Here is a 19,991-nt window from a genome sequence, read left to right on the forward strand (position 1 = left end):
ATTGGAACGGGATTTTTCGTTTTATACCTATACGCATCCTAATCGTTACCTTTGATATATGTCCGTATCAGCTTTCATATCCTATTTAAGGTTGGAGAAAAATTACTCCGAACATACGGTAAAGGCCTATGAGAAGGACATTAAAGCCTTTGTCGGCTTCTGTCAGGAATATCATGGTGAGGATGACATTGTAGATATTTCCTATCCCTTGATCAGGAATTGGATAGTGGCTCTGTCCGATGTTGGTTTGTCCAACAGGACCATCAACAGGAAAATATCATCGCTTCAAGCGTATTACAGGTTTTTATTGAAGGTTGGGGACATTACCATTTCGCCTTTGGTAAAACATAGGGCGCTCAAGACCCAAAAGAAGGTGGAAGTGCCTTTTTCCGAGATGGAAATGGATGCCATCTTATCGGAGATTCCTTTTGATGATGATTTTGAGGGCGAAAGGGATAAGCTGATCATAGAGCTTTTGTACACTACCGGAATGCGCCGCACGGAACTGGTCAATTTAAAAGTGTCGGATATTGATTTGTCGGGGCAAGTACTGAAAGTGCTGGGCAAAAGGAACAAGGAGCGAATCCTACCCTTGTTGTCAACCACCGTAGAGCAGATAAAAGGCTATTTGAAGAGACGTTCCCAGCTGGATAATCAGGTTGATTCATCCTATTTGTTATTAACAAAAGAAGGTCTTAAAATTTATGAAACACTTGTTTATCGAACTATAAATAAGTATTTTAGTTTGGTGTCCCCTAAGGTAAAAAAGAGTCCACACATACTCAGACATACCTTTGCAACCCACTTGCTGAATAGGGGCGCTGATTTGAATTCCGTAAAGGAATTATTGGGTCATTCGAGTTTGGCATCCACACAAGTGTACACGCATAATAGTATCGCCGAACTTAAAAAAGTACATCAAAAGGCCCATCCAAGAAACAAGAAATAAAGATTCTTGTATTGTTTAACTTCACTGTCGCAGACAGTACTAAAACTTCGTCTTATGAAAGTAAACGCACAATCGGTAAATTTTGCAGCTGATGGTAAACTCCTCGACTTTGTCCAAAAACGAATGGACAAGATGGAATTGTTCTATGACAAGGTCATCGAATCGGATGTATATTTGAAAGTGGAAAACACAAGTGCTAAAGAAAATAAGATTGTGGAAATCATGGTGTTTGTTCCCCGGGATAAATTCATGGTAAAAAAACAATGTAAGTCATTTGAAGAGGCTGTGGATTCGGCCTGTAGTTCCTTGGAGAGACAATTGGTAAAAAAGAAGGAAAAATTAAGGGCGAAAGCTTGATGAAAATTTTTTGAAATTTGTTTTGATTAAAAAAATAAATATCTATACATTTGCAGTCCGTTAGAAATAGCGGGCTTTTTTAGTGAGTAAAAAGCGGTGAAATGCCGATATAGCTCAGCTGGCTAGAGCAGCTGATTTGTAATCAGCAGGTCGTGGGTTCGAGTCCCTCTATCGGCTCGTAAATTACTGAAAAATAAGGCGGGGGGATACTCAAGCGGCCAACGAGGACAGACTGTAAATCTGTTGGTTTTTACCTTCGCAGGTTCGAATCCTGCTCCCCCCACAAAGGTTGTTCAGCGGAACAACTGGGAAAGAAGGTTTTTTGAAATAATGGAATCTTTGGATATAAATCCAGAAAAAATGCGGGAGTAGCTCAGTTGGTAGAGCGTCAGCCTTCCAAGCTGAATGTCGCCGGTTCGAACCCGGTCTCCCGCTCCAAACTTGAAACTTCGGTTTCAAGAAAAAGGTTGAAGTTTTGACGAGCTAGACTTGTAACTTTTAAACTCTAAACCTGATAACCCATAGGCCGGTGTAGCTCAGGGGTAGAGCGTTTCCTTGGTAAGGAAGAGGTCACGGGTTCAAATCCCGTCATTGGCTCAAAACGATTTGTACACTAATATAAACTAAGATTAAAATTATTTAAAATGGCAAAGGAAACTTTTGATCGTTCCAAACCGCACTTAAATATTGGTACCATTGGACACGTGGATCACGGGAAAACTACATTGACCGCTGCTATTACCACTGTATTGGCCAACGCTGGTTTGTCTGAAACAAGAAGCTTTGATTCTATTGACAACGCTCCTGAAGAAAAAGAAAGAGGTATTACAATCAACACTTCACACGTTGAGTACCAAACAGCAAACCGTCACTACGCACACGTTGACTGTCCTGGTCACGCGGATTACGTAAAGAACATGGTTACTGGTGCTGCTCAGATGGACGGTGCTATCTTGGTTGTTGCTGCGACAGATGGTCCAATGCCACAAACTCGTGAGCACATCCTTTTGGGACGTCAGGTAGGTATTCCACGTATTGTTGTTTTCTTGAACAAAGTTGACATGGTGGATGATGAGGAGCTATTGGAGCTTGTTGAGATGGAGGTAAGGGAATTGCTTTCTTTCTACGAGTACGATGGTGACAACGGTCCTGTAATCGCTGGTTCTGCACTTGGTGCCTTGAACGGTGAGCAAAAATGGGTTGACACTGTTATGGAGTTGATGGAAGCTGTTGATTCCTGGATTGAGGAGCCACAACGTGAAGTTGATAAGGATTTCCTTATGCCTATCGAAGATGTATTTACCATTACTGGTCGTGGTACTGTTGCTACTGGACGTATCGAAACTGGTGTTGCCAATACGGGTGATCCTGTAGATATCATTGGTATGGGTGCTGAGAAATTGACTTCCACTATCACTGGTGTTGAGATGTTCCGTAAGATTTTGGATAGAGGTGAAGCTGGAGATAACGTAGGTCTTCTTTTGAGAGGTATCGAAAAATCCGATATCAAAAGAGGTATGGTTATCTGTAAGCCAGGTTCTGTTAAGCCACACGCTAAATTCAAAGCTGAGGTTTATATCTTGAAAAAAGAAGAAGGTGGACGTCACACTCCATTCCACAACAACTACCGTCCTCAGTTCTACTTGAGAACAACTGACGTTACTGGTAACATTAACTTGCCTGACGGTGTTGAAATGGTAATGCCAGGTGATAACTTGACAATTACCGTGGATTTGATTCAGCCTGTAGCTTGTAGCGTAGGTCTACGTTTCGCTATCCGTGAGGGTGGTAGAACAGTAGGTGCCGGTCAGGTTACTGAGATTCTAGATTAAGATTCAAATTATTATAAAATTGCACTCAAGGGTGTCCCGATTTTCTCGGGATACCTTTCAGTGTAATTATAAACGGGTGTAGCTCAGTTGGTAGAGCACTGGTCTCCAAAACCAGGTGTCGGGAGTTCGAGTCTCTCCTCCCGTGCAAGTTAAATACAAAAAAATATGGTCACTTACATAAAGGAATCATTCGAAGAGCTAAAGAACAATGTTACTTGGTTGGAAAGAAGCAAAGCCTCCAATCTTATGGTAATCGTTGCTGTGTTTTCCATCTTGTTTGCTTTGGCAACATGGGGTGTGGATTCCTTGTTCAGTAATTTGATCACATTGTATTTTGAAAAATTAATAGGATAAAGATCGGTCGATATGTCTGAGGTTCTGGAGAAAAAATGGTATGTAGTAAGAGCGGTCAGTGGTCAAGAGAACAAGATCAAAGGCTATATTGAAAGCGAGGTGGAACGAGCCGGATTTGGCGACTATCTTGAAGAAGTTCTAGTGCCTACCGAAAAAGTTGTTCAGATCAGGAACGGAAAGAAAATCAACAAAGAGCGTGTTTACTTTCCAGGATATATCATGATAAAGGCCAATCTAGGCGGAGAAATGGTGCACATCATTCGTTCCATTACCAATGTGATTGGTTTCTTGGGCGAAGTAAAAGGAGGTGATCCCATTCCGTTGAGAAAATCCGAAGTGAACCGTATGTTGGGGAAAGTGGACGAGTTGGCTGTCAATACAGACAATGTTGCTATTCCATTCGTGTTGGGTGAAACGGTTAAGGTGATTGATGGACCTTTCAATGGATTCAATGGAACCGTTGAAAAAATCAATGAAGAAAAGCGTAAGCTGGAAGTGATGGTAAAGATTTTCGGAAGAAAGACGCCATTGGAACTCAGCTATATGCAAGTAGAAAAAGTATAACAAGAGCTGTTACATATATAAAGCTGTGTTGCTTCCAATTGACACACTTTAAATTTAATTAGAAACAATGGCAAAAGAAGTAGATAAGGTAGTTAAATTACAAGTTAGGGGAGGTGCTGCGAACCCATCGCCACCGGTTGGACCCGCCTTAGGTGCTGCTGGTGTTAACATCATGGAGTTCTGTAAGCAGTTTAATGCTCGTACACAGGACAAACCAGGTAAGGTATTACCTGTTGTTATCACCGTTTACAAGGACAAATCTTTCGATTTCGTTGTAAAAACACCACCTGCGGCAGTTCAATTGATGGAAGCGGCTAAGATTAAAAAAGGATCGGGAGAACCTAACAGGGTTAAGAATGGTTCAGTGACCTGGGATCAAGTAAAAGCAATCGCCGAAGACAAAATGGCGGACCTCAATGCTTTTACTGTGGAATCTGCAATGAGTATGGTTGCGGGTACTGCGAGATCAATGGGTCTGAAAATAGCAGGACCAAGACCTTTTTAAAATCTGAAAGCAATTAAGAAATGGCAAGATTGACTAAAAAGCAAAAAGAAGCCCAGTCCAAGATAGACAGGAACAAGCTCTATTCTTTGGAAGAGGCATCGGCTTTAGTAAAAGAAATAACCAATGTAAAATTTGACGCTTCCATTGATTTGGCAGTTCGTTTGGGTGTAGATCCAAGAAAGGCCAACCAAATGGTGCGTGGCGTTGTTACCCTTCCTCACGGAACTGGTAAAGACGTGAAAGTTTTAGCATTGGTGACTCCAGACAAAGAAGCAGAAGCAAAAGAAGCTGGTGCTGACTTTGTAGGATTGGACGAATATTTGGAGAAAATCAAAAACGGTTGGACCGATGTTGATGTGATCATCACTATGCCAAGCGTCATGGGTAAACTTGGACCACTAGGTAGAATTTTGGGACCTAGAGGCTTGATGCCCAATCCAAAGACCGGTACAGTAACCATGGATGTCGCTAAAGCGGTATCCGATGTGAAAGCTGGTAAGATAGACTTTAAGGTGGACAAAACAGGTATTGTACACGCTGCAATTGGAAAAGCTTCTTTCTCTGCGGACAAAATCGCAGGAAACGCTAGGGAATTAATTGATACCCTTGTTAAAATGAAGCCTTCCGCTGCAAAAGGTGTGTACATGAGAAGTATTTACCTGTCCAGCACCATGAGTCCTAGTATTCAATTAGATCCAAAAGCAGTTCAATAACTGGTAGTTCAATTTTTTTAACTATGACAAGAGAAGAAAAAGCAACAGTAATAAAAGACTTGACTGCACAGTTGGCTGATAATCCAAACATTTATTTGGCGGATATATCAGGATTGAATGCCGTGGACACCTCCAACTTGAGAAGAGCGTGTTTCAAGGCTAACATTAAGCTTGCGGTCGTTAAGAACACCTTGCTTGCAAAAGCGATGGAAGCTTCTGATAAGGAATTCGGTGAACTTCCCGAAGTGTTGAAAGGCAATACATCATTGATGTTGTCCGAGACAGGGAACGCACCTGCGAAACTTATCAAGAACTTTAGAAAAAAATCAGAAAGACCCGTATTGAAAGGTGCCTTCATCGAAGAGGCAGTTTACATCGGGGACAACAACCTTGACGCACTTGTTAACATCAAGTCCAAAGAGGAAGTTATCGGGGATATCATCGGATTGTTGCAATCGCCGGCCAAAAACGTTATTTCTGGACTTAAGTCCGGTGGCGGTAAATTGGCAGGTATCCTTAAAACCCTTTCTGAGAAAGAATAATTCGCGCACAATAAACTAAGTATATTTTTAAACATTTTTATTAAACGATAGAAAAATGGCAGATTTAAAAGATTTTGCAGAACAGTTGGTAAACCTTACAGTAAAAGAGGTAAATGAGTTGGCCGACATTTTAAAAGAAGAATATGGTATCGAGCCTGCTGCTGCTGCAGTAGCCGTTGCTGGTGGTGCTGCCGCTGGTGGAGGTGAAGGTGAAGCTGCTGAGGAAAAATCAGAATTTGATGTAATCCTTACAGCTGCCGGTGGTTCTAAATTGGCAGTCGTGAAATTGGTTAAGGAATTGACCGGTCTTGGACTAAAAGACGCCAAAGAAATCGTTGATAGCGCACCAAAAGCTGTTAAAGAAGGTGTTGCTAAAGATGAAGCAGAAGGTATCAAAAAATCATTGGAAGAAGCAGGAGCAGAAGTTGAGCTTAAATAATCGCTTTTCCCATTAGAACTTGGTTAAGGTCTTTCCATTTTTGGTTAGACCTTAGCCTATTTATATAAGGAGTGTATAAAGCCGTACACCAACCCACATAGTATTCACGATCAAAATTTGTCCATAGATGTTCACAAACACTATTGAAAGAGTTAATTTCGCATCCGCTAAGAACATACCGGAATACCCGGATTTCTTGGACATTCAGATAAAATCGTTCCAAGACTTTTTCCAGCTTGAAACTAAATCTGACGAAAGAGGAAACGAAGGTCTCTACAACACCTTCATGGAGAATTTTCCAATCACAGATACCAGAAACCAGTTTGTACTTGAGTTTTTGGATTATTTCATTGATCCACCAAGATATTCCATCCAAGAATGTATAGAGCGTGGACTTACCTATAGCGTACCGTTAAAGGCACGTTTGAAACTGTACTGTACCGATCCAGAGCATGAAGATTTCGAAACTATCGTACAGGATGTGTATTTGGGAACAATCCCTTATATGACTCCTAGTGGAACCTTTGTGATCAACGGCGCAGAAAGAGTTGTAGTTTCCCAGTTGCACAGATCTCCAGGGGTTTTCTTTGGACAATCTTTCCATGCAAATGGAACAAAATTGTATTCAGCCAGGGTAATTCCTTTCAAAGGATCTTGGATTGAATTCGCCACCGATATCAACTCGGTGATGTATGCCTATATCGATAGGAAGAAAAAATTACCGGTAACCACTTTGTTCCGTGCCATTGGTTTTGAAAGGGACAAGGACATTTTGGAAATCTTCGACCTTTCGGAAGAAGTAAAGGTTTCCAAGACCGGACTTAAAAAAGTACTGGGCCGTAAATTGGCCGCCAGGGTGTTGAACACATGGCATGAGGATTTCGTGGATGAGGATACAGGAGAAGTGGTTTCCATCGAAAGAAACGAAATTGTACTTGATCGTGATACCGTTTTGGAAAAAGAGCATATCGATGAAATCATTGATGCCGACGTGAAGACCATTTTGCTTCACAAGGAGAACAATGCACAGTCCGATTACGCCATTATCCACAACACTTTGCAAAAGGACCCTACCAACTCCGAAAAAGAAGCGGTAGAGCACATCTATAGACAATTGCGTAATGCCGAGCCGCCAGATGAAGAGACCGCTCGTGGTATTATCGACAAATTGTTCTTCTCCGACCAACGTTACAACTTGGGTGAAGTAGGTCGTTACAGGATGAACAAGAAATTGGGCTTGGATATCGGAATGGACAAACAAGTGTTGACCAAGGAAGATATCATTACCATCATCAAGTATTTGATCGAATTGATCAACTCCAAAGCGGAGATTGATGATATCGATCACTTGTCCAACCGTCGTGTAAGAACCGTGGGTGAGCAATTGTCCTCTCAGTTCGGAGTAGGTTTGGCACGTATGGCTCGTACCATCCGTGAGCGAATGAACGTTCGTGACAACGAGGTGTTTACCCCGATTGATTTGATCAACGCGAAGACATTGTCATCCGTGATCAACTCCTTCTTCGGGACCAACCAGTTGTCCCAGTTCATGGACCAGACCAACCCGTTGGCAGAGATTACACACAAAAGAAGATTGTCCGCATTGGGACCAGGTGGTCTTTCCCGTGAAAGAGCTGGTTTCGAGGTGCGTGACGTTCACTATACCCACTACGGAAGATTGTGTCCGATTGAGACACCTGAAGGACCGAACATTGGTTTGATCTCTTCTCTGTCCGTATTTGCCAAGGTAAACAATATGGGCTTCTTGGAAACCCCTTACCGAAAAGTAGAAGATGGTAAAGTGGATACCAAAAACCACATGTACCTAAGTGCAGAGGAAGAGGAAGGAATGAAGATCGCCCAGGCCAACATTCCATTGGCGGAAGACGGTACCATCGAACGCGAAAAGGTAATTGCCCGTGAAGAGGGTGATTTCCCGGTAGTGGATCCAACAGAAGTGAAGTACACCGACGTTGCACCGAACCAGATTGCATCCATTTCTGCATCCTTGATACCTTTCTTGGAGCACGATGATGCGAACCGTGCCTTGATGGGGTCGAACATGATGCGCCAGGCCGTTCCATTGTTGAGACCAGATTCACCAATCGTGGGTACAGGTTTGGAAAGACAAGTAGCTACGGATTCCCGAGTATTGATCAATGCCGAGGGAGATGGGGTAGTGGAATATGTGGATTCACAGAAAATCACAATAAAATATACAAGGACCGACGAAGAGCGTTTGGTAAGCTTTGACGATGATTCAAAAACTTACCAATTGGTGAAGTTCAGAAAAACAAACCAAGGGACCAGCATCAATTTGAAGCCCATCGTAAGAAAGGGCGACAAAGTGAAGAAAGGTCAAGTGCTTTGTGAGGGTTACGCTACTGAAAAGGGTGAATTGGCCTTGGGTAGAAACATGAAGGTTGCCTTCATGCCTTGGAAAGGATACAACTTTGAGGATGCGATCGTGATTTCCGAGAAGGTTGTTCGCGAGGATATCTTTACCTCTATCCATGTTGATGAGTATTCCTTGGAAGTAAGGGATACCAAATTGGGAGCGGAGGAATTGACAAACGATATTCCAAACGTATCCGAAGAAGCAACAAAGGATTTGGACGAATATGGTATGATCCGTATCGGTGCCGAAGTGAAACCAGGGGATATTTTGATCGGTAAGATCACTCCAAAAGGAGAATCAGACCCAACCCCTGAAGAAAAATTGTTGCGTGCCATCTTTGGTGATAAAGCAGGTGACGTTAAGGATGCTTCATTGAAAGCTTCTCCATCATTGAGAGGTGTGGTCATCGATAAGAAATTGTTCTCTCGTTCCATCAAGGACAAGAGAAAACGTTCCGAGGATAAAGAAGCCATTGCCAGATTGGAAATGGACTATGAAGTGAAGTTCCAACAACTGAAAGATGAATTGATCGAGAAATTGTTCAGTTTGATCAGTGGAAAAACATCACAAGGAGTCATCAACGATTTGGGTGAGGAAGTACTTCCAAAAGGAAAGAAATACACTATTAAGATGTTAAACGCCGTTGACGATTTCGCCCATTTGGTTGGTGGAAGCTGGACAACGGATGACAAGGTCAATGCATTGGTTGCAGACTTGTTGCACAACTATAAAATCATGTTGAACGATATTCAAGGTAACCTGAGAAGGGACAAATTTACCATCTCCGTAGGGGATGAGCTTCCTGCGGGTATCATGAAATTGGCCAAAGTCTACATCGCCAAAAAGCGTAAGCTTAAAGTTGGGGATAAGATGGCAGGTCGTCACGGTAACAAAGGTATTGTTGCGCGTATCGTTCGTCAAGAGGATATGCCATTCTTGGAAGATGGAACCCCAGTGGACATTGTATTGAACCCACTTGGTGTACCTTCAAGGATGAACATTGGTCAGATTTATGAAACCGTATTGGGATGGGCCGGACAAAAATTGGGTCAGAAATATGCGACCCCGATTTTCGACGGTGCCTCATTGGATGAGATCAACAAACTTACCGATGAAGCAGGCGTGCCAAGATTTGGACACACCTACCTATATGACGGTGGAACAGGTCAGCGTTTCGACCAACGTGCGACCGTTGGTGTCATCTACATGTTGAAATTAGGACACATGGTGGAAGACAAGATGCACGCAAGATCTATTGGACCATACTCATTGATCACACAGCAACCATTGGGTGGTAAGGCTCAGTTTGGTGGTCAGCGTTTTGGAGAGATGGAAGTTTGGGCACTCGAGGCCTATGGCGCATCATCTACCCTAAGAGAGATATTGACCGTTAAATCGGATGATGTTATCGGAAGGGCCAAGACCTATGAGACCATCGTTAAAGGTGAGACCATGCCAGAACCTGGATTGCCAGAATCTTTCAACGTATTGATGCACGAACTTAAAGGTTTGGGCTTGGATATCCGTTTGGAAGAGTAGAATACTATATTACATTAATTATATCATCACCATATTGTTATGGCTAGAATAAAAGATAATAACGCACAAAAAAGGTTCAACAAAATTTCCATTGGATTGGCCTCTCCGGAGTCTATCTTGGCCGAGTCCCGTGGCGAGGTGTTGAAGCCTGAAACCATTAACTATAGAACGCACAAACCAGAGCGTGATGGATTGTTCTGCGAGCGTATTTTTGGTCCGGTAAAGGATTATGAGTGTGCCTGTGGTAAATACAAGAGAATCCGTTACCGTGGAATCGTTTGTGACCGTTGTGGTGTTGAAGTGACGGAGAAAAAGGTACGTAGAGACCGTGTGGGGCACATTAACCTTGTGGTTCCCGTGGCACACATCTGGTACTTCCGTTCGCTGCCGAACAAGATAGGATACCTTTTGGGATTGCCTTCCAAAAAGTTGGATATGATCATATACTATGAAAGGTATGTGGTCATCCAGCCTGGTATTGCCAAAGGTCCAGAAGGTGAGGAAATCAACAAAATGGATTTCTTGACCGAAGAGGAATACTTGAACATTTTGGAATCCATTCCTACCGAGAACCAATACTTGGAGGATACCGATCCCAATAAGTTCATCGCCAAGATGGGTGCCGAGTGTTTGATTGAGATATTGTCCAGAATCGATTTGGAACAATTGTCCTACGAACTTCGTCACAAGGCGAACACAGAAACTTCCAAGCAACGTAAGACTGAAGCCCTGAAACGTCTTCAGGTAGTGGAAGCATTGCGTGAGTCACAAGGAAACAGGGAAAACAACCCGGAGTGGATGATCATGAAAGTGATCCCTGTGATTCCACCGGAATTGCGTCCATTGGTACCGTTGGATGGTGGTCGTTTTGCGACTTCCGATTTGAACGATTTGTACCGTAGGGTAATCATCCGTAACAACCGTTTGAAGCGTTTGATGGAAATCAAGGCACCAGAGGTGATCTTGAGGAACGAAAAACGTATGCTTCAAGAAGCGGTGGATTCCCTTTTCGATAACACAAGAAAGGCATCCGCGGTAAAAACAGAATCGAACAGACCATTGAAATCCCTTTCCGATTCCTTGAAAGGTAAGCAAGGTCGTTTCCGTCAAAACCTTTTGGGTAAACGTGTGGATTACTCCGCTCGTTCCGTAATCGTCGTTGGACCGGAATTGAAATTGTACGAATGTGGTCTTCCTAAAGATATGGCGGCCGAACTTTACAAACCCTTTATCATCCGTAAGTTGATTGAAAGGGGTATTGTGAAAACCGTTAAATCCGCTAAAAAGATCATAGATAAGAAAGAGCCCGTAGTATGGGATATTCTTGAAAACGTCCTTAAAGGACACCCCGTATTGTTGAACCGTGCCCCCACATTGCACAGATTGGGTATCCAAGCGTTCCAGCCAAAGCTTATCGAAGGTAAGGCGATTCGTTTGCACCCATTGGCATGTACCGCATTCAACGCGGATTTCGATGGGGATCAGATGGCAGTTCACTTGCCATTGGGGCCAGAGGCCATTTTGGAAGCCCAACTTTTGATGTTGGCTTCACAGAACATCCTTAACCCTGCGAACGGTTCTCCGATTACCGTACCATCCCAGGATATGGTTTTGGGATTGTACTATATGACCAAGCATAAAAAATCAACTCCAGAGGAGCCTGTATTGGGTGAAGGATTGACCTTCTATTCTTCTGAAGAGGTGGAAATCGCTTTCAACGAGAAAAAAGTTTCGCTTAACGCCGGAATCAAGGTAAGGGCGAAGGACTTTAACGAAGATGGTGAGTTGGTATATCAAATCATCGAAACTACGGTTGGTCGTGTATTGTTCAACACTGAAGTGCCGGAGCAAGCAGGGTTCATCAACCAAGTACTGAACAAGAAGGCCCTTAGGAATATTATCGGGGACATTCTTGCAGTGACCGATGTACCTACAACCGCTGAGTTCTTGGATAAGATCAAGGCCATGGGATACGATTTCGCCTTTAAAGGTGGTCTATCCTTTAGTTTGGGCGATATTATCATCCCTGCAGAAAAGCAGGATATGATCGGCGATGCCAACGAGCAGGTCGATGGTATTATGATGAACTATAACATGGGTCTTATTACCAACAACGAGCGTTACAATCAGGTAATTGATGTTTGGACATCCACCAATGCCATGTTGACCGAATTGGCGATGAAGCGAATCCGTGAGGACAAGCAAGGATTCAACTCTGTGTATATGATGTTGGATTCCGGAGCAAGGGGTTCCAAGGAACAGATTCGTCAGTTGACCGGTATGCGTGGTTTGATGGCCAAGCCTAAAAAATCCACAGCAGGTGGTGGGGAGATCATCGAAAACCCGATTCTTTCGAACTTTAAGGAAGGATTGTCGATTTTGGAATACTTTATCTCTACCCACGGTGCGCGTAAAGGTCTTGCGGATACCGCTTTGAAAACAGCGGATGCGGGTTACTTGACTCGACGTTTGGTGGACGTTTCACAAGATGTGATCGTGAACAGCGAGGATTGTGAAACCTTGAGAGGTATCGAGGTGGAACCATTGAAGAAAAATGAGGAGATTGTTGAAACCTTGGGAGAAAGAATCTTGGGTAGGGTATCATTGCACGATGTGTACAACCCATTGACCGAAGAACTTATCCTTGAAGCAGGCCAAGAAATCAACGAAGCCGATGTGAGAAGGGTGGAAGCAGCTCCAATCGAGAAGATAGAAGTAAGGTCTCCATTGACATGTGAGGCTCCACAGGGAATCTGTGCCAAGTGCTACGGTAGAAACCTTGCGACCAACAAAATGGTACAACGAGGAGAAGCTGTAGGTGTAGTTGCCGCACAATCCATTGGAGAGCCTGGTACACAGTTGACATTGCGTACCTTCCACGTGGGTGGTATTGCAGGTAACATTTCCGAGGACAACAAGTTGGAGTCCAAGTTTGATGGTGTTGCGGAGATTGAAGATTTAAGGCTTGTAACTGGAGAGAACAGTGAAGGTGGTAAAACCAATATTGTTATTTCCAGAACATCAGAGGTTAAGATAACCGATCCGAAAACAGGAATTACCCTAAGTACAAACAACATTCCTTATGGTTCCCAGTTGTTCATCAAGAATGGCGAGAAGATTACCAAAGGAACCGTGATTTGTGAATGGGACCCATATAACGGTGTGATCGTATCCGAGTTCTCCGGTCAGATTGCATACGAGAATCTTGAACAAGGGGTGACTTATCAAGTTGAAATCGATGAACAGACCGGTTTCCAAGAGAAAGTGATTTCCGAGACCAGAAACAAAAAGTTGATTCCAACCTTGTTGATCAAGGACGGTAAAGGTGAAACCTTGCGTTCATACAACTTACCAGTTGGTTCCCACTTGATGGTAGATGATGAAGAGAAGGTAAAAGAAGGTAAGACTTTGGTGAAAATCCCACGTAAATCTGCCAAGGCAGGGGATATTACCGGTGGTCTTCCAAGGGTGACCGAGCTGTTTGAAGCACGTAACCCATCCAACCCGGCAGTTGTTTCAGAGATTGACGGTGTGGTATCCTTCGGTAAGATCAAGCGTGGTAACCGTGAGATCATCATTGAGTCCAAGACAGGCGATATCAAAAAGTACTTGGTCAAATTGTCCAACCAGATTTTGGTTCAGGAGAACGACTACGTACGTGCGGGAATGCCATTGTCCGATGGTTCCATTACACCAGAAGACATCTTGGCCATCAAAGGACCATCCGCAGTACAGCAGTACTTGGTGAACGAAGTGCAGGAAGTGTACCGTTTACAGGGTGTGAAAATCAACGATAAGCACTTTGAGGTTGTTGTGAGACAAATGATGCGTAAAGTGAAAATCCAAGATCCAGGAGATACCATCTTCCTAGAGAACCAATTGGCGCACAAAGACGACTTTATAAACGAGAACGATGAGATTTTCGGTAAAAAAGTTGTGGAGGACGCCGGTGATTCGGAAAGGTTGAAACCAGGACAGATTTTGACGGTACGTGAGCTAAGGGATGAGAACTCTATTCTTAGAAGAGAGGACAAGACCTTGGTAACTGCAAGAGATGCTGTGGCAGCGACTGCTACGCCAATCTTGCAGGGTATCACAAGAGCATCGTTGCAGACCAAGTCATTTATCTCGGCTGCATCGTTCCAGGAAACCACCAAAGTATTGAACGAAGCTGCGGTAAGCGGTAAAGTGGATACCTTGGAAGGATTGAAGGAAAATGTAATTGTAGGACATAAGATTCCGGCCGGTACAGGTATGAGGGATTATGACAGTATCATTGTAGGTTCCAAAGAGGAATACGATGAGATCATGGCCCGAAAAGAGGAATTCAAATTCTAAATAAAACAAACCCTGGTCTTTAGGCCGGGGTTTTTCTTTTAAGACAAAATCATATGGCTGAAGAAAAGAAAAAACAGAAACAAATAAATATAGAGTTGGATGAAAAAACGGCGGAGGGAACGTATTCCAATCTGGCCATCATCAACCATTCCGTATCCGAGTTTGTCGTGGACTTCATTAGTTTGATGCCGGGTGCACCCAAGGCAAAAGTGAAGAGCAGAATCATTTTAACGCCTCAGCATGCCAAGAAGCTGTTAAAGGCACTGAATGATAATGTGAATAGATTTGAGCAGGCACACGGAACAATACAGGATTACGAACAACCGGCGATTCCGTTGAATTTCGGACCCACTGGAGAAGCATGAATAAAAGCCCCGATTTTTGGGGCTTTTTTATTTTTTCACTTCAACCAACCTTTCTCAATTCCCTTTTTCGAAAAGAAAATCAGGTAAATACCTATAATGATGATTACCACAGGCATGGCGTAGGAGGATGGTCCAAAGGCTTCCACGGCATTGGAGATGAACAGCCAATGGATAAACTGTGCCAGCGCGGCGATCAGGGAGATGATAAAAAGTGGTCGGGCCCATTTTTTCCGGACCAAAAGACCAATGGAGGCCAGAGTCCCCGAAAAAACGGCAATGGCAAAAGCGGCGGTTGCCCAAGCAGGGATTCCCTCAAAGGCTTCACGCTGGGCCTGATCCATGCTTTCCAAAAGAGCCACTTGGTTAAAGGCTTGATTGAGGTAGTTCATTACCCCTATTAAATTCCATAGAAGAGCGATAACACTTACCACCCAAAACCAAGTAGGCGGCTTAACTGAAGTCGTCATAATTTGATTATTTAATTGGTTACGCTAATCAATGTACGAAAAAAAGAGATATGAATGTTGCAACCAATTCATATTCAGTAGTGTATGTGGGCTGTATTATGTCGGGTTCTACTCAAACTCAGAGGTGTAGTGCAGCTTTACCGAAGGATACTTTTGCTGTGTCATTTGGAGTGAAAATGGGGAATCCGCCAAAAACACCAGCTGACCTTTTTTATCTGTTGCCAAGAATTTTTGCTTCACCCGTTTGAATTCTTGGAACTCCTCGTTTTTCTCATCTTCAGGTTCCACCCAACACGCTTTGTGCACTGGGAAGTTCTCGTAGGTACATTTCGCACCATACTCATGTTCCAATCGATACTGGATCACTTCATACTGTAATGCCCCTACGGTACCAATCACTTTTCTTCCGTTCATTTCCAACGTGAACAACTGGGCAACCCCTTCGTCCATTAGCTGGTCGATACCTTTGTACAATTGCTTGGCCTTCATGGGGTCAGCATTGTTGATGTACCTGAAATGCTCGGGGGAAAAACTGGGAATACCCTTATAGTGTAATTCCTCCCCACTGGTCAATGTATCCCCGATTTTAAAATTCCCGGTATCGTGGAGGCCAACAATATCTCCAGGGTATGAGATATCGACAATCTCCTTTTTCTCGGCAAAAAATGCATTAGGGCTAGAGAATTTCAGCTTTTTCCCTTGTCTTACGTGTAGATAGGGCGTATTTCTTTCAAAGGTTCCAGACACGATTTTGATAAACGCCAAACGATCTCGGTGCTTGGGGTCCATGTTGGCGTGTATCTTAAATACAAAACCGGAAAAATCCTTTTCATCTGCCTTAACCAAACGCTCTTCGGCTTTTTTGGGTCGTGGGGAAGGAGCGATGTTCACAAAGCAATCCAATAGCTCCCGGACACCGAAATTGTTCAGTGCGGAGCCAAAGAACACGGGTTGTAACTCTCCTTTTAAATAGGCTTCTCGGTCGAAATCGGGGTAAACCCCCTCTACGAGTTCGAGATTGCCACGGAGTTCATCCGCAGCATCCGTACCGATTAATTTTTCGAGTTCGGGATTGTCCAAATTGTCGAAGGCAATGGTCTCTTCGATGTTCTTTTTACTGTTTCCGCTAAACAGGTTGATGTTTTTCTCGTAGATATTATAGATACCCTTAAAATCGTATCCCATCCCAATGGGAAAGCTCAAAGGGGTTACGGAAAGTCCCAATTTTTGTTCCACCTCGTCCAAAAGGTCAAAGGCATCTTTCCCCTCACGGTCCAATTTGTTGATGAACACGATCATGGGAATGTTGCGCATTCGGCAGACCTCCACCAATTTTTCCGTTTGTTCCTCCACACCTTTGGCCACATCGATGACAACGATGACACTGTCCACAGCCGTCAAGGTGCGAAAGGTATCCTCGGCAAAATCCTTGTGACCCGGAGTATCCAGAATATTGATTTTTTTGTCCTTGTAGATAAAGGCCAAAACGGAAGTAGCTACGGAGATACCCCTTTGACGCTCAATCTCCATAAAGTCACTGGTTGCCGACTTTTTGATTTTATTGCTCTTTACGGCACCCGCTTCTTGGATGGCGCCACCGAACAACAATAATTTTTCGGTCAAGGTTGTTTTACCCGCATCAGGGTGGGAGATGATACCAAAAGTTCTTCGTTTCGCTATTTCCTTTTCAAAATCCATCAACAAAAATTTCGGCAAAAATAGGGGATTTAAATCTTTTGTCACTCATTTTTAGGATGATTCGGAATTGTTGATATAAATGGAAAAAAATAAAGGAAGAAGACTCGCCTAAACCAAAAAAGAAGGGTATTTTTCGGCCGTTTTAAAATCACTGGCCATTTCACTGATATATTATCCATTTACAAAACAAACGGATGATGTAGCTAATGATAAGGAAACTGCCTTTTATCGATTAAAATAGGAGGTAAATGTCAAATGGGTTAATTATGTGACCAATTTGTATAGATGTGTGTCGAAAGGACCAGAGATATTCAAACAACTAAGAAAACCCCAATTTTCTTACAATTACGAGAACCACTTTACGCCATGGTGATTAGTTGACCAAAACTTATCATTTATGGAGAACATTACTTTTGTGAGACTAAAGAAGTTTCTAGTCCTGAAATCCACTGCTAAACTGTGGGTTTTGGTTTTTGGACTTACCTCATCCTTTGGTTTCGCCTCTTTTCATAATCATTCTTATACGTTGAACCATGATGGGACAACCAACATAGATTCTGAAACTGCTTCTTGGCAGTCCACAGACCTATGGAATCCATTGGCGATGACATTGGCAAGTGACGACTGCGATGGGGACGGTGTTACCTGCGTGCAAGAAGGAAAGGATGGAACGGACCCAAATGACCCGTGTGATTTTATCCCAGAACACCAAGATTGTACTCCATCAGAGGCATGGAAAAAAAGCGATTGTGATGGCGATGGCGTGAGCAATGGTCAGGAGAAAGAGGATGGAACGGACCCCTTGGACCCCTGTGATTTTGTGCTGGAACACCAAGATTGTACCATTACGGATGCCTGGAAAAAGGATGACTGTGATGGCGATGGCGTGAGCAATGGTCAGGAGAAAGAAGATGGTACGGATCCCTTGGACCCATGTGATTTTGTGCTGGAACACCAAGACTGTTCCCCATCTGAAGAGTGGAAAAAGGAGGATTGTGATGGCGATGGCGTGAGCAATGGTCAGGAGAAAGAAGATGGTACGGACCCCTTGGATCCTTGTGATTTTGTGTTGGAGCACCAAGACTGTTCCCCATCTGAAGAGTGGAAAAAGGAGGATTGTGATGGAGATGGTGTGAGCAATGGTCAGGAGAAAGAGGATGGTACAAATCCCCTGGATCCATGTGATTTTGTGTTGGAACACCAAGACTGTTCCCCATCTGAAGAGTGGAAAAAGGAGGATTGTGATGGCGATGGCGTGAGCAATGGTCAGGAGAAAGAAGATGGTACGGACCCCTTGGATCCTTGTGATTTTGTGTTGGAGCACCAAGACTGTTCCCCATCAGAAGAGTGGAAAAAAGAGGATTGTGATGGAGATGGCGTGACCAACGAAGATGAGAAAGAGGATGGCACCGATCCATTGGACCCATGTGATTATAACCCCGATAGTGTTACTTTGCCGCAAACAGGAGATTATCTTGAGGCGGATTGTGATGGCGATGGTGTGACCAATGGCGATGAGAAGGAAGATGGCACTGACCCACAGGATGCATGTGATTTTGTTTTGGACAGTCAAACGGTTGATCCTTCATCCACATGGAACACCTCTGACTGTGATGGCGATGGTGTGACCAATGAAGATGAGAAAGAGGATGGCACCGATCCATTGGATCCCTGTGATTATAACCCAGAAAGTGTTACTTTACCGCAAACGGGAGATTATCTTGAGGCGGATTGCGATGGTGATGGCGTGACCAATGGCGATGAGAAGGAAGATGGTACCGACCCACAGGATGCATGTGATTTTGTTTTGGACAGTCAAACGGTTGACCCTTCATCCACATGGAACACCTCTGACTGCGATGGTGATGGGGTAACCAACGAAGATGAGAAAGAGGATGGCACCGATCCATTGGATCCATGTGATTATAATCCCGATAGTGTGACCTTGCCTCAATCTGCAGATTGGGAAGCACTTGACTGTGATGGTGATGGAAATCCTAATGAAACAGATCCAGATCCATTGATGGCCAATGCCAGTGATGACTTTGGTACAACACCTGCATCGACTGAAGTGGCAATCAACATTTTGGAAAATGATGATTTTCTTCCAAATAATGATGACAATAACGTGGGCGTGACCAACTTATCAAGGATTGGAGGGGATGCAACAGGTACGGTTACCTTTGATTCCGATACGGGTTTTGTGAATTATATCCCTGTCTTGTCAGAGTCCAATTCAACAGTTACTATTGTTTATCAGGTTTGTAACGTTCTTATCGATCCTAGTGTATGCGCATCGGCTACAATTTATATTGAAGTGGGTGCAAATACTCTAGATGCAGTAGATGACAGCTATACAGCCGAAACCGGGGATGGAGGAATGATTCCTGACAGCAATGTACTTTCCAATGATACGTACAATGATGGAACCGCGACGCTTGACCAAGTAGTTTTGACATCCACGTCAACTGATGCCCTTGTGATCAGTGAAGATGGAAGTGTAAGCGTTGTTCCTGGAACAGAAGCGGGCACCTATACCATACAGTATACCATTTGCGACGCTGGTGATTTAGGAAATTGTGATACCGCTACGGTTACCGTTGAGGTATTGCAGGGACCTACCAATGTGATTGATGCAGTAGATGACAATTATACGGTAGAAACCGGGGATGGAGGAATGATCCCTGACAGCAATGTACTTTCCAATGATACGTACAATGATGGAACCGCGACACTTGACCAAGTGGTTTTGACATCCACGTCAACCGATGCGCTTGTGATCAATGAAAATGGAAGTGTAAGCGTTGTTCCTGGAACAGAAGCGGGCACCTACACCATACAGTATACCATTTGCGACGCTGGTGATTCAGGAAATTGTGATACCGCTACGGTTACCGTTGAGGTATTGCAGGGACCTACCAATGTGATTGA

The 19,991-nt window shown here is 43.6% G+C and carries 15 protein-coding genes and 5 tRNA genes; 18 read left to right on the forward strand and 2 right to left on the reverse strand.

The window, feature by feature from the left end:
- Positions 1-58 precede the first annotated feature (58 nt).
- The 17 genes from EO132_RS14320 to EO132_RS14400 all read left to right on the forward strand — a co-directional run bounded on the left by EO132_RS14320 (position 59) and on the right by EO132_RS14400 (position 14,895).
- Positions 59-949: a tyrosine-type recombinase/integrase gene (locus EO132_RS14320; protein WP_127138515.1), complete on the forward strand. Its 891-nt coding sequence runs from the start codon at positions 59-61 to the stop codon at positions 947-949.
- Positions 950-1,003: 54 nt separating this feature from the next.
- A complete protein-coding gene (hpf, locus tag EO132_RS14325; protein ID WP_127138516.1) occupies positions 1,004-1,306 on the forward strand; it encodes a ribosome hibernation-promoting factor, HPF/YfiA family in 303 nt (100 codons plus the stop codon).
- A gap of 103 nt (positions 1,307-1,409) precedes the next feature.
- Positions 1,410-1,483, forward strand: a tRNA-Thr gene (locus tag EO132_RS14330).
- 23 nt (positions 1,484-1,506) lie between these two features.
- Positions 1,507-1,589: transfer RNA gene (locus tag EO132_RS14335), tRNA-Tyr, on the forward strand.
- A 79-nt stretch (positions 1,590-1,668) separates the two neighbouring features.
- Positions 1,669-1,744 (forward strand) — tRNA-Gly (locus EO132_RS14340).
- Between the two features lie 87 nt (positions 1,745-1,831).
- A tRNA-Thr gene (locus tag EO132_RS14345) sits at positions 1,832-1,903 on the forward strand.
- Between the two features lie 47 nt (positions 1,904-1,950).
- Positions 1,951-3,138, forward strand: a complete 1,188-nt coding sequence (gene tuf, locus EO132_RS14350; protein ID WP_127138517.1) for an elongation factor Tu — start codon at positions 1,951-1,953, stop codon at positions 3,136-3,138.
- A gap of 72 nt (positions 3,139-3,210) precedes the next feature.
- Positions 3,211-3,283: transfer RNA gene (locus tag EO132_RS14355), tRNA-Trp, on the forward strand.
- Between the two features lie 20 nt (positions 3,284-3,303).
- Positions 3,304-3,492 carry a preprotein translocase subunit SecE gene (gene secE, locus EO132_RS14360; protein ID WP_127138518.1) on the forward strand — a complete coding sequence of 63 codons (189 nt, stop codon included), beginning with the start codon at positions 3,304-3,306 and terminating at the stop codon, positions 3,490-3,492.
- 12 nt (positions 3,493-3,504) lie between these two features.
- The gene (gene nusG / locus EO132_RS14365) at positions 3,505-4,056 is read left to right on the forward strand and encodes a transcription termination/antitermination protein NusG (protein ID WP_014033479.1); all 552 of its coding nucleotides are present in this window, start codon (positions 3,505-3,507) and stop codon (positions 4,054-4,056) included.
- 67 nt (positions 4,057-4,123) lie between these two features.
- Positions 4,124-4,561 carry a 50S ribosomal protein L11 gene (gene rplK, locus EO132_RS14370; protein WP_127138519.1) on the forward strand — a complete coding sequence of 146 codons (438 nt, stop codon included), beginning with the start codon at positions 4,124-4,126 and terminating at the stop codon, positions 4,559-4,561.
- 20 nt (positions 4,562-4,581) lie between these two features.
- Positions 4,582-5,274, forward strand: a complete 693-nt coding sequence (gene rplA, locus EO132_RS14375; RefSeq protein WP_127138520.1) for a 50S ribosomal protein L1 — start codon at positions 4,582-4,584, stop codon at positions 5,272-5,274.
- Positions 5,275-5,297: 23 nt separating this feature from the next.
- Positions 5,298-5,816 carry a 50S ribosomal protein L10 gene (gene rplJ / locus EO132_RS14380; RefSeq protein ID WP_127138521.1) on the forward strand — a complete coding sequence of 173 codons (519 nt, stop codon included), beginning with the start codon at positions 5,298-5,300 and terminating at the stop codon, positions 5,814-5,816.
- 55 nt (positions 5,817-5,871) lie between these two features.
- Positions 5,872-6,255, forward strand: coding sequence for a 50S ribosomal protein L7/L12 (rplL, locus tag EO132_RS14385; protein ID WP_014033483.1), 384 nt, complete (start codon positions 5,872-5,874; stop codon positions 6,253-6,255).
- 127 nt (positions 6,256-6,382) lie between these two features.
- Entirely contained in the window at positions 6,383-10,192 is a 3,810-nt protein-coding gene (gene rpoB, locus EO132_RS14390) for a DNA-directed RNA polymerase subunit beta (protein ID WP_127138522.1), read from the forward strand.
- Positions 10,193-10,231: 39 nt separating this feature from the next.
- Entirely contained in the window at positions 10,232-14,530 is a 4,299-nt protein-coding gene (rpoC, locus tag EO132_RS14395) for a DNA-directed RNA polymerase subunit beta' (protein ID WP_127138523.1), read from the forward strand.
- Between the two features lie 53 nt (positions 14,531-14,583).
- Positions 14,584-14,895 (forward strand): DUF3467 domain-containing protein, encoded by a 312-nt coding sequence (locus EO132_RS14400; protein WP_127138524.1) that lies wholly within the window; start codon positions 14,584-14,586, stop codon positions 14,893-14,895.
- 35 nt (positions 14,896-14,930) lie between these two features.
- Here EO132_RS14400 and EO132_RS14405 read toward each other — a convergent pair whose 3' ends face one another.
- Together EO132_RS14405 and EO132_RS14410 are read right to left on the reverse strand one after the other, a co-directional pair.
- Positions 14,931-15,362, reverse strand: coding sequence for a hypothetical protein (locus EO132_RS14405; protein WP_127138525.1), 432 nt, complete (start codon positions 15,360-15,362; stop codon positions 14,931-14,933).
- Between the two features lie 108 nt (positions 15,363-15,470).
- Positions 15,471-17,060 carry a peptide chain release factor 3 gene (locus EO132_RS14410; protein ID WP_127138617.1) on the reverse strand — a complete coding sequence of 530 codons (1,590 nt, stop codon included), beginning with the start codon at positions 17,058-17,060 and terminating at the stop codon, positions 15,471-15,473.
- Between the two features lie 397 nt (positions 17,061-17,457).
- On the opposite strand from EO132_RS14410, the gene EO132_RS14415 reads away from it, so the two are divergent.
- Positions 17,458-19,991 (forward strand): Ig-like domain-containing protein (locus EO132_RS14415; RefSeq protein ID WP_417935894.1); only part of this gene is annotated, 2,534 nt, incomplete at its 3' end.

The organism is Flagellimonas oceanensis (assembly GCF_003992595.1).
In the GTDB taxonomy this organism is placed as follows: Bacteria; Bacteroidota; Bacteroidia; order Flavobacteriales; family Flavobacteriaceae; genus Flagellimonas; species Flagellimonas oceanensis.